Source organism: Nitrospira sp. BLG_2 (assembly GCF_049222245.1).
Genome location: NZ_JBLYIG010000037.1, coordinates 1 through 15,693 on the forward strand (window position 1 = coordinate 1; position 15,693 = coordinate 15,693).

The 15,693-nt window shown below is 55.2% G+C and carries 10 protein-coding genes and 1 pseudogene; 6 read left to right on the forward strand and 5 right to left on the reverse strand.

All coding sequences use genetic code 11. The features are described from left to right. The 5 genes from ACOSYY_RS01045 to ACOSYY_RS01065 all read right to left on the reverse strand — a co-directional run. Window positions 1-1,044, reverse strand: a 1,044-nt coding sequence (locus ACOSYY_RS01045; protein ID WP_526023257.1) for a polyphosphate kinase, incomplete at its 3' end; no start/stop codon positions are given. Continuing rightward, on the reverse strand, window positions 1,045-2,010 hold the full coding sequence (gene corA, locus ACOSYY_RS01050) for a magnesium/cobalt transporter CorA (RefSeq protein ID WP_421660383.1): 966 nt from the start codon (window positions 2,008-2,010) through the stop codon (window positions 1,045-1,047). It abuts the gene before it with no gap. Between the two features lie 598 nt (window positions 2,011-2,608). After that, entirely contained in the window at window positions 2,609-4,006 is a 1,398-nt protein-coding gene (locus ACOSYY_RS01055) for an esterase-like activity of phytase family protein (RefSeq protein WP_421660385.1), read from the reverse strand. A 158-nt stretch (window positions 4,007-4,164) separates the two neighbouring features. Next, window positions 4,165-5,241, reverse strand: a complete 1,077-nt coding sequence (locus tag ACOSYY_RS01060) for a glycerophosphodiester phosphodiesterase (protein ID WP_526023258.1) — start codon at window positions 5,239-5,241, stop codon at window positions 4,165-4,167. A 313-nt stretch (window positions 5,242-5,554) separates the two neighbouring features. Next, window positions 5,555-7,567: a PhoX family protein gene (locus ACOSYY_RS01065; protein WP_421660387.1), complete on the reverse strand. Its 2,013-nt coding sequence runs from the start codon at window positions 7,565-7,567 to the stop codon at window positions 5,555-5,557. 212 nt (window positions 7,568-7,779) lie between these two features. Between ACOSYY_RS01065 and ACOSYY_RS01070 the strand changes: the two genes are divergently transcribed. From ACOSYY_RS01070 to ACOSYY_RS20360, 6 genes and pseudogenes are all read left to right on the forward strand, one after another. Continuing rightward, a complete protein-coding gene (locus ACOSYY_RS01070; protein ID WP_421660388.1) occupies window positions 7,780-8,883 on the forward strand; it encodes a hypothetical protein in 1,104 nt (367 codons plus the stop codon). Between the two features lie 128 nt (window positions 8,884-9,011). Further along, window positions 9,012-9,527 (forward strand): hypothetical protein, encoded by a 516-nt coding sequence (locus ACOSYY_RS01075; RefSeq protein WP_421660389.1) that lies wholly within the window; start codon window positions 9,012-9,014, stop codon window positions 9,525-9,527. Window positions 9,528-9,795: 268 nt separating this feature from the next. Beyond that, a complete protein-coding gene (locus ACOSYY_RS01080; RefSeq protein ID WP_421660390.1) occupies window positions 9,796-11,646 on the forward strand; it encodes a pyruvate kinase in 1,851 nt (616 codons plus the stop codon). Window positions 11,647-13,455: 1,809 nt separating this feature from the next. Next, the gene (locus ACOSYY_RS01085; protein WP_421660391.1) at window positions 13,456-13,839 is read left to right on the forward strand and encodes a CBS domain-containing protein; all 384 of its coding nucleotides are present in this window, start codon (window positions 13,456-13,458) and stop codon (window positions 13,837-13,839) included. A gap of 174 nt (window positions 13,840-14,013) precedes the next feature. Then, window positions 14,014-15,495 (forward strand): CYTH and CHAD domain-containing protein, encoded by a 1,482-nt coding sequence (locus ACOSYY_RS01090; protein ID WP_421660392.1) that lies wholly within the window; start codon window positions 14,014-14,016, stop codon window positions 15,493-15,495. 85 nt (window positions 15,496-15,580) lie between these two features. Further along, a pseudogene (locus ACOSYY_RS20360) lies at window positions 15,581-15,693 on the forward strand (GTP-binding protein); the annotation flags it as partial.

The window sequence follows — 15,693 nt, forward strand, 5'->3', positions numbered from 1 at the left end:
GGCGGGCTGAAAAGGCGGGTCTTTGAGATCGGGTCGTTCGAGCGCGGTGAGTTCCATAAGCCCCGCCATGCCGATCGGATCATGTTCCGTGTAAACAAGATATGACGGGATCTGTAGATTGCGGATCAGAATATCGAGAATATGATCCGGCGTGGTCGTATCCAGTTCCAAACGCACCACGGAATTGAAATCCCTCAAATCGAGCTGCTCTTCCACCGCCGTGATCAGATCGGATGCTTCATCGGCCTCGATCATCACATCAGCGTCTCGTGTCACGCGGAAGGGATAGGACGCGACAATCGCCAAACCGGGAAACAGGAGATCCAGACTATCCGCCACGACCTCTTCCAGCCAAACAAACCTTTGTACTTTCCCGATTCCTCCGAGGTTTTTCTCCTGCGGGGTGGATCCTTCTTGAGCGGGAACTGGAACCAAACGCCGAAAGGAATCGGGTAACTTGATGCGCGCGAAGCAGTCACCTCGCTCAGGATCCTTGACCACCACGGCCAGGTTGAAGCTCAGATTTGAAATATGCGGAAATGGATGAGTCGGATCAATGGCCAATGGGGTGAGCGTGGGGAAAATCTCACGCTGGAAGTACTGGCGGAGACTGTCCCGTTCGACCTGCTCGAGGTCACCATATGAAAGCACATAAATACCGGCCTCACGCAGTTTTGGCAACAGATCCTCCTGCCAACAAGTTCGATGCCGTTCGAGATGGATCGTCACTTCCCGACATATTGCCAGCATTTGTTCGGATGGCGTCATGGCATCGGGTGGGGTTTCTCCCGCTCCGCCGGCAACTTGGCGTCGTAGGCCCGAGATCCTGACCATGAAGAACTCGTCGAGGTTGGTGGCGAAGATCGCCAGAAACTTCACTCGTTCCAACAGCGGACGCCGCGCATCTTCCCCTTCCTCCAAGACCCGAAGGTTGAATTGCAGCCAACTCAGCTCACGGTTCAAGAACAGGCCGGGATTGTCGAGGTCCACCGGTGGTTCCGTGACCTGATTTGAATTCTCAGCCGAAGGCTCAGTCGACGCCATTTAATCCAGCCATCCTTTGCGTCTGAAATACAGGTACGGCGCGGCACCGGCCACAATCATCAGCAGGAGCGCCAGCGGGTAACCCCACGGCCACCGAAGCTCAGGCATGATGTCGAAATTCATGCCGTAAATGCTTGCGACAAGAGTCGGCGGAAGAAACACGACTGCCGCGATCGAAAAGATTTTGATGATTTTGTTTTGCTCCAAACTAATCATTCCGAGCAAGGCATCCATGAGAAAATTAATCTTATCGGCAATGAACCCCGTATGGCCGTTCAGCGATTCGATATCACGCAGGATACCTTTGACCTCTTGCGTATGCTCGCGTGAGAGAATGCGGCTCCTCAATAGGAACGACAGGGCACGCCGGTTGTCCATCAAATCCAAGCGGACTTTCCCATTGAGGTCCTCTTGGGCGGCAATCCGTTCCATATTGTCGCGCATGACATGGCCGGCGATCTCCTTGCCCCTGTTCAGGGCGAGAGCAGCGACTTGGTCCAGGGTTATGTACATCTCTTCCAATACATCGGCATCCTGCTCCACGGCAAGCTCGTAACAGCCAAGGAGGATGTCCACCGCATCACCCACCATCCCGGGTCCGGCACGTGCCCTCATCCGGAATAGACGCAGGATAGCGAGATCATCGTCATGCACCGTAAGGAGTCGGCCTTCATGCAGCGTAAACGACATTGTAACATTTGAAGGAGCCTCATCATTGTTCTGAATGAAGGTCGAGCGAATATGGACCCCCTGTTCGTCCTGGTAATACCGCGCGCTTGCCTGCAAGTCCTTCAATTCTTGGTCTTCCGGCAGCTCCAGTCGAAAGACCGACTGTACCAACTCGCGTTCTTCCTCCGTCGGATAGGCCAGGTCAATCCAGATGGTCTCCTTACGGGACAGATCCTCTTCCGTAGCGACCTGGACCTGCATGAGCTTCCCGTCGGCCAATACAAACGCACTGAGCATAAGCCTCTCTATATCATCCCATGTGACATCGGGGTTGAACCGTTTCCATCATGATGGAATTCGAGCCTCGCTCTGCCCGATGATCATCGCTTCGGCCTGCAAAAGTTTCCCCGCGATAACATTCGCTCGGTCGACTGTACCACTTCGCCACTATCATACTCATAGTACTCTCCAGGAAGTGAACTCAAACACCGTGGCTGAGCTGGATAGGTACAATCGGGAAACGTATGCAGGGTACGAGCTATGGCCATAGGCACGAAGATGGCTGGGATCAGGATCTCCAGAGAAAGCCACAAAAGTAGAGAGTCCGCCGTTTCCCAATTGAAGGCTTCGCTATCGACACAAAGCAGCCTCACGAAAACTGAACCAGCATTGTTATTGTTGTTTGCGTCTCAACCGAGACGTTTGGTGTTTAGGGTTCAGAAACCGCTGTCGGCCTGTGAACCATTGACGCACATATCATTCCGCATCAGCAAAGACTACAGCGTCTCAAGATGGCTACCCATTCTGTCCCGATCATCCAGACCCTGTGGGGTCTGGGGTACAAGTTGGAGAAATCCCCACCTCGAATCTTGAGCATCGAGCGAACCGCTTCAGCCTACTTCTTGTCGTCGTCCTCTTGGTCATCGTCGTCATCCGTATCGCGGTAATGGCCGGGCCGAACGAAGTTGCCAAGGTCGGCTGCCGACACCTTGTACGCATGCAACACCCCCGGAAGGAGTTTGTAGCTGCCGTCGTTTGGAAGGTCGAACATCTCATTGATGATGCCGTCCGCAATATCGGCAGTCGTGAAACAACCGGTAGTCAACCCAAGCGGGCACTGGATTGAGCCGGCGAAAGGATCGGCATCGGTGACCTTGAAGTACACGTCGAACTGCCGGCCGCCGGCATTCTGCGTCACGCTGTAGTCATTGTCCGTGCCCGCCACCATCACATAGCTGCCGTCCTTCAGGCGTGGTCCAACAGCCAACCCTTCCCATTTTTCCGGAACCTTGTTGCCGAGTTCCGACAGGGTGTCGGCGGCGAGATCAAGAAACGGAACGGAGTTTTTCGTGACCTTTCCGGTCGGACAAACGGTCGGCGCAAGCGGCATGCCGCTGACATCAACTGCGCCGGTGGTATCGATCCGGAAGAGCTTCTTGTTGGGCGGAGAGAGTTCCGCGCCTACGCCGATACCCCGGTTGTTTCGTTCAAGGACGAGGAACTCATGGTCGTTGATGGCCAACAGGGCAGAAATACCGCGTCCCTGGCTGGAGCCTTCCATTTGATAGGCATATTGCGCGACGGCCGTGCCGGTGTCGGTGTTGAACTTGACGATGCGATTGCACAGGCCGCTGCCGCCTCCCTCATCCAGCATGGCACTTTGCAGCATGGCGTAGACATAAGCGCCGTCTGGGCTGATGGCCAGACCTTCAAAGCCACGGTTGGCCCGCTTACCGGCCGTGTTGCCGGTGTCATCGGCATAGTTTGGCATACTTGCGGTGCTGCGTGGGATCAGATTGGCGGGGGTGACGAAGGACCGCACCCGCTTTCCCTTCTTATCGAACTCATAGAGGGATGGGCCATATTCATCCGATACGTAGAGATGGCGATTGCGGGGATCGATGACGAAACCTTCCGGATCGAACGCATTGCCGAGGACGTTGGTGGGACTCGGAGCCAACCCATTCATGGGATTGCCGAATTCATCTGTGAAGATAATGGTCTCCCGGACCTTGAAGCCGCTGATCGCGCCGGTCTTCTTGTCGACCTTCAATCGGAAGCGCTGAACTCGCGTCGGGTAGTCAAGAGAGCCACCGCCGGGACCGCGATCGGAGAGGCCATACCATTGCTTCCGCTGGGCGTCGTAATAAAGATCCGAGAAATACCCGATCCGACCGCTGTTGGCGTCCGTGCCGCCGCTGCGGTCAAGCAGGGTGCCGTCTAACGCGAGGCCATTCACGAATTCTGGCGCTGCCTGCACGGCAGGAGCCGTGGCCGCGAAGATCAGACTCATTGCCATAACCGTCGTCACATGACGCAGACATCTCATCATCACCTCCGATGGTTGAGTGACAGTGGAGCTTGTATCGAATCGCGGCTTGTGCTTGAGGGCACGTTCAGAGACACCTACTCTCTCCCGCCCGGCTCAAAATTGAGGCTTCATGTACTCCATCACTGGTTCTTCAAGAAGGCATCGCGGGCCACGATGCCGCGCTCGGTATGATCGGTGAAGAAGCCATCGATTCCGGTGCTCAGGAAAGTCTTGATTTCTCCAATGCCATTGCCTAGTGCATTGGGGTCGCTGGACGACCTGAAATTGGTCGGCAGAAAGACGTTCTCGGAGCAAAAGGTGTACGGATGCACCTGGAGCCCCACCGCATGGGCATGCTGGACAAACTGTGTGGCGCGAGAGGGATCTAGGTTCCCTACAGAGTCGAGGGGAATGATGAAGCGCTTTTCAGGACCCACCCCTTGGGCATACGAAGCGATCTGGGCTAATCCAGCCGGAGTCGCCATCTGCTCATAGGTGAGCGTCCCTCCCTCTGCGTCCACATCAAACGGCTTACCTTCGATCCAGAGCAGTTGAACGAGAGGAATTTGAGTCATGCTCTTCAGCTTGCGAAGATTGTTGATCTCGAATGACTGGATGAAGACCCGAGCGTTTCGACCTTCGTAACCGTTCCGGCGCAGAACTTTTACCAGCGGTTCTTCAAGTGAGAGCCCCAGACGGTCAAAATATGTCGGATGTTTGGTTTCGGGGTACAGCCCGATTCTGTGTCCAAGGAACTTTTCATAGGCCTGCGCAAGATCGATAATCTCCTGTAGGGTGGGAATCTCGAATTGACCGTCGAACCGCGCATTGGCAGGCCGAACGCCTGGAATACGCTCGATGGCCCGTAGCGTCTTGATTTCCTCCAGCGTGAAATCCTCGCTGAACCAACCTGTGACGGCAGCGCCATCGACGGTCTTTATGGTCTTGCGTCCCGCAAATTCTGGCTTGCCTGACACGTTTGTGGTCAGATCGAGCACGTTATCATGGCGAGCAATCAGATGACCGTCCTTCGTGATGACAAGATCCGGCTCAATAAAGTCAGCCCCTTGAAGAATCGCCATCGCAAAGGCGGCCAACGTGTGCTCCGGCACGTATCCGCTTGCTCCCCGGTGAGCGATCACGATGGGCCTATCCTGACCATATCCGTCCTGACCATATGAAGTCGGTTCCTGTCGTTCTGCCTCATCAACGCTCATCCCCACTGTCGTGAGACAGACAAACGATGTCACTGCCGGCAACATCTTGCTTCTTGCGACACGAAGCATGTTGGCCTCCGTTGGTAAGAAACACACTCACATTCCAAATGATTCTGTGTTTTCAAGGTGCCATCATGCTTTCATTTCCAGGCCTCGCACCTGCAACCCAAAGCCCCCGCTCTGCGAAGTTTCCTCAACGTTTACACAGACGCCGACTGGGGGGGATTGCGGCATTCAAATTGGACAGGTCTCCAACTTTCCCATTACGGTCTTCCAGATCGTCCAATCGATGAACCAGAAAGCATATCGCGACCTAACTACCGATTTCCCCACCATCGTCCTTCGTGACGGCGATCAGTGCCGACCGGGGGCGGCCGCCGCTCGGGCCGTCAGGCCAGGAGCTGAACTGTTTCGGATTGCTGGGATCGCCGGGCTGATCATCCGGCCGCTCGCCTGGATGCTGAATCCCGACAAACATCGTCCGCCGATCCGGTGTCATACATATCCCGGTGATTTCGCACTGATTCGGACCAACGAGGAACCGGCGGGTTTCTCTGGTTTCCGGATCAGCTGCCAGCATCATGTTGTTGCCGAATCCCGCATAGGCTCCCGCGTTGATCGTCGACGTCGATACGTCGGTCTGGATCCAGAGTAAGCCGCCGGGATCCACGTAGATACCGTCCGGCGAGCCGTATGGGTCGCCGAAGATCGTGGCGCCATGAGCCGGATTTGCCGGATCGCCGCACAATGCAAAAATATCCCACCCAAACGTGGGCTCCGTCCAATCCTGGCGATAGTACCAACGGATGATGTGTCCATAATTATTAACGGGACGAGGATTGACCGCATCGGTCTGAGGACGTGCGGAGCCGGCGGCGCTCGATCCATCCGGATTGTTGACGGAAGGCGGAGTGGTGCCCCGTCGGTTGTTGTTCGTCAATGTCGCAATGGCAGTGAGCTGTCGTGGGAACGTGTCGATCCATTCCGGCCGATCCATCATGGTGGCTCCGGCAGCATCTGCAGCTCCCCGCGTGTTGACGAGGATGTCGTTCAACGACCACCCCGCCAGACGGGGATTGTCCGTCGTCAGCGGCAGCCATTCTCCGGTTCCGTCAGTATGGAATTTCGCGACGTAAAGAATTCCGTCATCGAGCGGGTTGATGTCCTGCCGGTGCGCCTGACGCCAGGGCAGATTGGAAACATACCGATAGATGTACTCGTTACGCTCATCGTCGCCCATAGACACGACAACTTTGCCGTTCCGCGCCTCCTGTACCCATGCCCCTTCGTGCTTGAGGCGGCCCAACGCGGTGCGTTTCACCGGAGTCGAATGCGGCTTGAACGGATCAATCTCCACCACCCAGCCGAACCGATTCGGTTCGTTAGGTTCTTCGTCGACTTGGAACCGTTTATCCGTGGTATGCCAGGAATAGCCGGAGCCGGTGGCCGTGATGCCGTAGCGTTTTTCGAGCTCCGTTTGAGGACCGTTCTTGCGGAAATAGCCGTTGAAATTTTCCTCACAGGCCAAATAGGTCCCCCAGGGGGTATGGCCCATGGCGCAATTGTTGAGGGTGCCCAACACACGCGTGCCGGTCGGATCGTCGCTGGTCACTAGCCGGGGATCACCGGCTGCGGGCCCGCCGATGTCGATCGGGGTCATCCCTGTAATACGGCGGGCGAAGCGAGACGGTCGCACAACATCCCACTTCCCTCGACGGCTTCGCACATCAAAGCGAAAACCGCTCCGTTTAGCTACTTCGATAATCGACACGCCATGAGCGTTCAATGATTTCTTGGTCTTCTCCGCCGTCCAATTGTTTACACCGTCCGGGAAGAGGAGGCCATCGTCTGTGTATTCATTGTTCTGGACGATCAATCCGCGTTGCGACCGGAGGATCGGGAAATACACGATTCCATCATTATGCATGCCCCACTGACGAGCTTGGTCCTCCGCCGTGTTGCTCGCATCTTGCTTGAACGCCGGGCCGTTCGAGACGGGATCGCCCCATGCGATAAGGACTTCGGCCGTATACCCTTTCGGCACCACGACTTCGTCAACAGAGGAGACCGGCACACTTTCAAACCCAAGCACCTGTTTGCGACGCCCTCCTTGCTCGGCCTTTTCTTCATCATCGGTGTCTTCGCCTGTTTCTTGGGCTGAAACGGGTACGGCCTTCAGGAGTGCTTCAAGACCACCAAGCGATGCCGCAGCTGCCGCCGCAATACCGCCTGTCAAGAAGTCGCGTCGCGACAAGCACGCGTTGACAATGTCCTGAAAATGCTCGTTGTCAGAGCTGTTACTCCCCTCGTCATCGATAATCGACATGTCATCTCCTCCTGCCCCGATACGTCACTTTTATTGAACCGTCTTCGCACGCGCGATGACTCTGGCAACGCACCGTTACAGACCGATCAACAACTGGTAACGACTTCGTTAACAATTGGTGAGCAAGCCCGGAGAAGTGGCGCGTATGTCTGCCTGGGGCTCTCAATGACCTAGAAGCGAATGTTAAAATGAGGGCTTCCGAGGAGGGTCCAATGCCGAACCATGTCACCATTACTAAAGGAACTTGCTTCGCTCTTTTCGCCTACGATATCGGACACTCCATCAATCTAACCGACGCAGAAGGGCGAATCACCGCCGGAACGGAACGTGGACGTCTCCGCCATAAAACCAGGGCCCCTCAGTATTTTGAGTACCGACCGGCGCCCCTCCGGTTGGTTCAGGAGGGAATCGTCCTCGACGTCGGCCGTTACCAGCCCAGGTCGACTGTCGAAACAATGGTATATGACTTTGGGGCGATCACTATCACCTATCGCTTCCCGATCGACGGACCATTCCCTCGGTTACTGGACCTGAGCGAGACGCTTTACGAGAATGAGCAACTGTTGGCCGAGTCGCGCACTCGCGTGGAACAGCTGCTTCAAATGCTGGGTCCCTCGGTCGAACGGCCGTCCATTGCTGGAGAAGTGGAGGATTACATTATTTTCGCGATCGAGTCCTATTCGCCGGACGGCGCCCCATTGTGGACAAGCAACGAGACCGACTTGGCTCAGATTCTGCGCGCCGAGCGGACTCCTTTCTCTGAGCAAGAAGTGGCCGACGCCGTGTCATGCCGGATTTCGTTCGGACAAGATGACGCGGCCGTCATCGACTGGCATTCGGCCGTCCTGTTCGGGAAAGAAATGGATGACGTCCGTGCGGTCCTGGAATTCGCCAACGTCGAGTTGCTGGAGATGCGAATACTCGACGAGCAGCTCGATCGCGCGCTGGACGAGGGCTATGAAGCCTTGTCTCGGAAACCACGCCTCTTGTCGCTGCCGGGCTCTCCTGAAAAAGACATGATGCACATTGCACAGCTACAGGTTGACAGCGCGTTGCTCTTTGAGCGCGTCACCAACACCTTGAAATTATTGGGAGATCAGTACCTCGCGCGTGTCTATCGACTCGTTTCACAGCGCTTTCATTTGGAGGCGTGGGATGCCAGTATCCTTCGCAAGTTGCAGACGCTGGAAAGCATCTACGGCAAGATATCCGACCGGGCCGGGACCAGACGGATGGAGGTGCTGGAGTGGATTATCATCATTTTAATCACCCTTTCCATCGCCATCTCGTTTCTCCCGATAGGGGCCGGTCACTGAGCGTTCCGTCCCTTCTCTCTTTGGTCAGATTCTTCTGCACGACCTCCTTGGCTATGGCTTTGATAGTTTCGCCAGTCGTCGCTACGGCAAACCCACAAGTTGAGGTCGCTTTACGGTTCGAATCGGGGATGGCCATCGCGACCAGCCAACTGAGCGGACAAAGAGAAATTCCGTTGGGTGCGCAGGAAGTCGTGATCAGTTCCGGCTCAAGTGGGATCAACGGCATGGTGGTGACATCCCGTCGGCTTTTAGGATTTTCAAGCCGTGCATTGACCTGGACCAAGAAGGACCTGGACGTGAATGAAACAGTCCTCGAACGGGAAATCCTCCCAACCTTCAGCCTCGTCAGGACGGATCGGCATCTGTACGGGTTTCGCGGCGTCAACGGTCTGTGGCTCGAAGAAGCGTTAGGTGTGAGAGAACAGGTGACTCGCTTCCACAGCAACGACTATGGAGCGGCCTTCATCACCAATGAGCGATTGATCGGATTCACACCGCTCCTCGGCGGGTTCGCATCGAAGCCCTTAGATGTACACGAGCGAGTCATAGGCGTAGATAACGAAAGCGGCCTTATCGTCGTTTCCACGACCAGACGCACGCTGGTCTTCGGCAGCCGCTTGAGCGGATGGGAGGAATTCGAATGAAAACAAATGGAGTTGTACCTGCAGGAGATTTTACCGATAGTTCATGCACCGTTCATCAAGTAGAATCGATGTTCGGGTATTGTCCTGATCTGATAGTTCCACTCTCTCTATCTTCGAGATGTCCATGTAGTCGTCCTCTATTATTTTGGATGGTACAATACCGGCTCCACTCGACAGAACGAACAAAGATTTCTTCTTCTGGGCGGCTAATAGTGCCCCCGCTCACCGTCGGCGGATCATGAAGAATACTTCCCTTAGTGGCTTCAATATGAAAGCGATCCTCACAGAGCTCATGACGATAAGATCCGAGATGGTCGCCGAGACGGGCGTGGCCAGCACACGGTCGAATTCGATTCACCCAAACTACAGCATGAGTGCGATCAATCTCCTGCATTACCTGACTCTTCGTCGACGTGATTTGCGGCCGCTGCAGCATCGCTTGGCAAAAGTGGGACTCTCCTCTCTTGGTCGAGCTGAATCGCATGTCCTAGCCGCCATCGACGCGGTTCTGGAAATTCTGCATCGCCTGGCACAGAAATCCTGGCAACCACCGCTGACAGAGACGCCGGTTCCCGATTTTTCGAGTGGACCACGACTGCTTGCCGAACATACTAAAGCGCTGTTCGGTCCCACACCTCACAAACGTGCGGCCAGGATCATGGTCACCATGCCGAGGGAGGCGGCGGACGATTACATGCTGGTTCATGACTTGCTGCAGGCGGGCATGGATTGCATGCGCATCAATTGCGCCCATGATGATGCGGCGGCCTGGTTACGGATGATTGAGCATCTGAAACGAGCCAAGCAGGTCTTGGGCCGACCCTGTACGATCATCATGGACTTAGCTGGGCCGAAACTACGTACCGGTCCGCTCGAGCGGGGGCCGGAAGTGGTCCGGATTCGCCCCTGCCGCGACAGCTATGGGCGAGTCATCACCCATGCCCGCGTGTGGTTGACTTCGGCGACTGCTCCTTGCCCACCTCCTTCGCCGGCGCAAGCTTCTCTTCCCATTGCCGCGGCCTGGCTGGCCCGACTTCGAGTCGGAGATCGAGTCACCCTCACCGACGCCCGGGAAGCGAAACGGACCATCACAATCGTGAATGTGACGGAACAAGGTTGCTGGGCGGAAGCCACCAAGACAACTTACGTCATCCCTGGCACAGTCCTTCGCCGCCAAGCCTTGACAACGGATGGGGGCAGCGACGAAACAGTCGTCGGCAAGCTGCCTTCACGTGAAAACCCCATCATCCTCCGGCAAGGAGACCTGCTCGTCTTGAAGCGAGACTACAAACCAGGACGGCCCGCAACCTATGACAGTGCCGGACAAGTACTGAATCCCGCCTCGATCAGCTGCACCATACCGGAAGTGTTCGATGACATTCGTTCAGGGGAATCGATGTGGTTTGACGATGGCAAGATTGGTGGCGTAGTTGAAAAGATAGCGCATAACGAAGCTTTCATTAGGATCACCCAGGCACGACCGTCCGGTGAAAAGCTCCGGAGCAACAAGGGCATCAATCTGCCGGAAAGCAACGTCCGTCTGGCAGCATTGACATCTTCGGACTTAGAGAACCTCGCCTTTGTCGCCGAGCATGCCGATATCGTCGGTTTATCATTCGCGAACAGTTCTTGCGATGTGGAGTCACTGCAACAGCACTTAGCTCTAGTCGGACATCGACCACCCTCCATTGTCCTCAAGATCGAAACGCGGCGTGGCTTCGAGAACCTGCCGGAGATGCTGCTGACAGCCATGCGGTGGCCGTCCTGTGGCGTGATGATAGCCCGAGGGGACTTAGCAGTCGAATGTGGTTTTGAGCGTCTAGCTGAAGTTCAGGAAGAGATCCTCTGGATTGCAGAAGCCGCCCATGTCCCGGTGATCTGGGCTACGCAAGTTCTGGAAACTCTTGCTAAAAAGGGAATGGCATCCCGCGCCGAAATTACAGATGCCGCAATGGGTCAACGTGCTGAGTGCGTGATGCTGAACAAGGGCCCACATGTGCTTAGGGCTGTACGCGTTCTTAGCGATATTTTACAGAGGATGCAGACGCACAAGACAAAAAGGCGATCTCTGCTTCGAGAATTGAGCCTGGCCAAGGCGAGACCGGCAGAGCACCGGTGACGAATCTTGGTGTTTATGACCCTGAATAATATGTTCGATCTTGACCGGTACTGTGAAGTCGTGGACTGGGGGCGCCTCTGATCGCCGATATCCGACGAAAGACAAGCCTCCGAATCGCTTCGGTCTTAAATTCTTCCGTGTATCGCCGTCTGAACTTGGTAGTCACGCCGTCTTCCAATTACATCGAGCTCATCCAATATCCGTATCTATGAGAGAAGCTCACTCCACCTGCCGACTTGGAACACATCGTAAGCAGGCATAAACCCGCATAGAACGCATCGTTGCACACTGTTTGTGACTAAACGCTACCACCGTTCTTCGCTCGTGATTCTCAAACGCTATTACCGAAATTTTACCGTTCCGAAACTTCACTGTAACCAAGCCAGCGTATAAGGAATCTCAAGAGATAATTTGAGATCAGCAATCCAATCCAAAACCTCGACGCAAGAAACCATCAGGAGACCTGCCGCAGGTGCTCAGATCGTCATGTTTTGAAGTGGGAAACACTATGTATACATCGTATCCATCATGGTGGATGAAGGCATCGCCCAGACGAAGAAGATCTCTTAGTAGAAAGAAATTCCGCTGGGAGGTGCTGGGCCTACCAGACTACGCTAAGACCTTATGCACACCGTCGATCGAGGATATTCGCCGTCAAATCATCTCAGCCTCACACCACGGCCTGAGTCTTGATACTCTCGCTCGCTCCCACAAGAAGCAGAAACGGGCCAATCCGAGGCCTGAGGCGAAGCATCATTCTTAACGGAGGCGGTGTTCACATATACGATTCATCGCCTCTAGTGATAAGAATGTGACGAATGAAAGGTATGTCATACCCCCATCAGCAGACCGAACTCGGTCGAACACCTACAAATTAGTGGGTCGTTGGTATACCTAGCTATTTTACCCCGATCGCGTTCCGAAAAGGTTGTTTGTGTTCGTCGTTATTCGATTGCTCGGCATCGATGATCTTCGCGGTCAGCTCTCGCAAAGTCATCATGTTATAACCCGTCGAGTGGGAGGGACAGCTATACTCGCAGCTCATCTCCATATAGCAAAGCAGGGCACCGACGACTTCGATCCGCCCGATCGAGCACTTTATTCCTGCGAGGGGAAATGATATCTCCACAACTGCTAATTGTTACATCGTCTCCCACTTCACCATCGCATCATTCTTCACATTGAATTGACATGCTCGTAATGAGGGAGAAACAGCCTCCCGATAGGCTTGCACCGTGTTACTTGGAGACGGAAGCACAAAGCTTCCATGTAGCTATCCAGGATGAAAGGAGGTGAGGAACTATGATGACGTCATCGCTCTTGATCGTAGGAACGATCGTGATCGGTACCGTTTTAGGCGCGCTGTTTAAAGTGCTGTATGCGGAGCGCCAGTAAACCAGCGCAACTCGAAAGGAGGTGATACACGATGACAACGTGGATCATCGAAGCGCTCCTGATCAGCGCCATTATGGGGCTGATGCATACGGTACTATCTTTGGGTCGCGAGTAGGTGAGCCCTCTCGTGAGAAACGAGGACTTGATTGTGAAGGTGATCGTCGGACGAGAGCCGCAACGGGATGTTCCTGGTTCAGCGGCTCTCGTCGAAAAGGAGAAATCGGTCTTTAGGCGAATTCGGGTCCGTCACTGCACCCTCAGCCTATTCCCCACCGTCGAACCGGTTATTGTTTTATTGAACTGCTCCTCTTCAGTCCTCAAAATTTTACCTGCCTGTAATGTCCACCTAACGCCGGCGCAACGGCACACTGGTAGCCTGGAGCCAACACAAAAATAATAACAAGGAGGATCAGCATGGTCACAGTCGGCAACTTAATGCAGAAGGAACCAGTAACAGTAGACGCAGGCACCTCGGTCATTGAGGCCGCGAAACTGATGAAGGCCTGCAACGTCGAAAGTGTGCTCGTAGCCCGCCAAGCGCGGATCATCGGTATCCTAACAGAATCAGACGTCGTCAAAAAGTTCGTGGGAGCGGAGAAAGTGTCCTACTTCGTACCCGTGGAAGACATTATGAGCAGTCCGGTCCCCGGCATTGAAGAGCGACGGCCGTTGACGGAAGCCGCCGATCTCATGGATAAGCATCGGACGCTCCACCTCGGCGTGACCAAAGGAGGAACGCTCGTCGGCCTGGTGTCGGTGCGGGATTTTCTCCGACCGGTGTCCATCGACGACTTCTGACAACCGACCCCGTTCCTTGAACTGCCTATTTCCCTAACAGCCATTACTCCTTCCTTCGATGTCGCCATCGCATGGCGACCCTTTCCTTGGTATTCCCTGACCTCCTCTGACTTGCATTTATCCCTATCCCGGATTGACACTTAGAGGCACCTGCTCTGTCATGAGAATTTCACGATGGCTCGATCGAAAAAACATCTCATTCCTCGTGGAGGCTTCTCACCCCTCTCTTCGCAACCAGAACGCGAACTGAAGCTTACCATCGATCCTGATTTCCATTTACCCCGGCTTCCCGGAACGTCGCTCCCCCGGCGGCAACTGATCTCCACCTACTACGACACCGCCGCCTACGACTTGGCCCTTGCGAAGATTACCCTTCGCTATCGAATCGAACGGGGGAAGAAATCATGGCAACTGAAAATCCCGTTGGGAAACGATCGGCAGGAAATCGAAGTGAAGGGCGACCAGATTGATCCGCCGGCCTTTCTATACGGATTACTGACTCTCCATCTTGATCATCGGAAGCTTGTACCAGTGGTCACTCTGCGTGTCTGGCGAAGGGCCTTCCTCGTGCGACATGGCCGAGTGCCGATTGCTGAGATCGACATCGACACGGTGTCCGTCGACAAGCACGGTGCGATCCAGTGCTTTCGCGAACTCGAAATCGAGCAACGGCAGGGCGACGAAGCCTCACTTCATGCCCTCGAACAGCAGTTGCGAGAAGCGGGTGCGTCCGATCATGACGGCCGTCCCAAGTTCTTTCGTGCTCTCTCACTCCACGCCCCTACCCCAGGAACGCAGCCTGAAGCGGCGGCGCCGGTGGTCGAACACCTGAAGTATGCGCTCACTCAGCACGTCGGATGGCTTCTCGCCCATGATCCCGGCACGAGGCTCGGCACTGAAAGCGAGAGCCTGCATCAAATGCGTGTCGCGACCAGACGTCTGCGCGCGGTCCTCCGCACGGCCAAACCAGTCCTCCTCACGGCATGGGTCACGTCACTTCAAGAGGAGCTTAAGTGGCTCATCGAGCTGCTGGGGTCAGCCCGCGACCTCGATGTTCAGATCGCCTATTTTACAGAGGAATCTGTTGAATTGGACATGCGGGATCGCAAACTGTTGCTCCAATTTATTTCCCATCTTCGCACCCAACGAAAGGCCGTGCAGCAGATGGTGCTCAGCGAACTCACGAGCGCCCGATACTTCGAGCTCATTCGGCGTCTTCAACAAGCAGCGCGGGCCCCCTCGATCGTAGAGTCTCCCCTGACCATACGCCAGCTCGCTAGGCGGGAGTTCAAGAACCTGCGCAAGGCGATCGATCGACTCGCTGCTTCCCCATCGAATACCGTACTTCACAAAGTCCGCATCAAAGCGAAACGCGCCCGCTACGCGGCGGAACTCGGGCGCAGTTCGATGGGTAAACCCGCTGCTCGTTTTATCAAGTCCGTACGAGCGGTCCAAGATTGCCTGGGCATCCATCAGGACGCAATCCAAGCAGAACGTCATATTCGACAGTTTCTGAAGTACTCGATCAGTATCCGCGCTGCATTCCTCGCCGGACGCATGGCCGAGCGGCAGCGACAACGACGAGAACAGGTTCGGGAGGAGATGAAGCCGCTGTTCAAGAGGTTGCTGAAACGGGGAAGGAAGGCTTGGAAATGAGAGAGTGAAGGAGCTGTCAGCCAAACCGATCGATCACTCGGACAAGCGCAGCCAGCAATGTCGTTCGTTGTCGCCGCGGGTGACAAGATTCCCCCGGAAGAATGGCCCAGGCATTACCCAGCCGGACATTTTGGTCATTAACAAGACCGACCTCACTCCATATGTGGGTGCAAGCCTGGAAGTGATGGAAAAAGATTC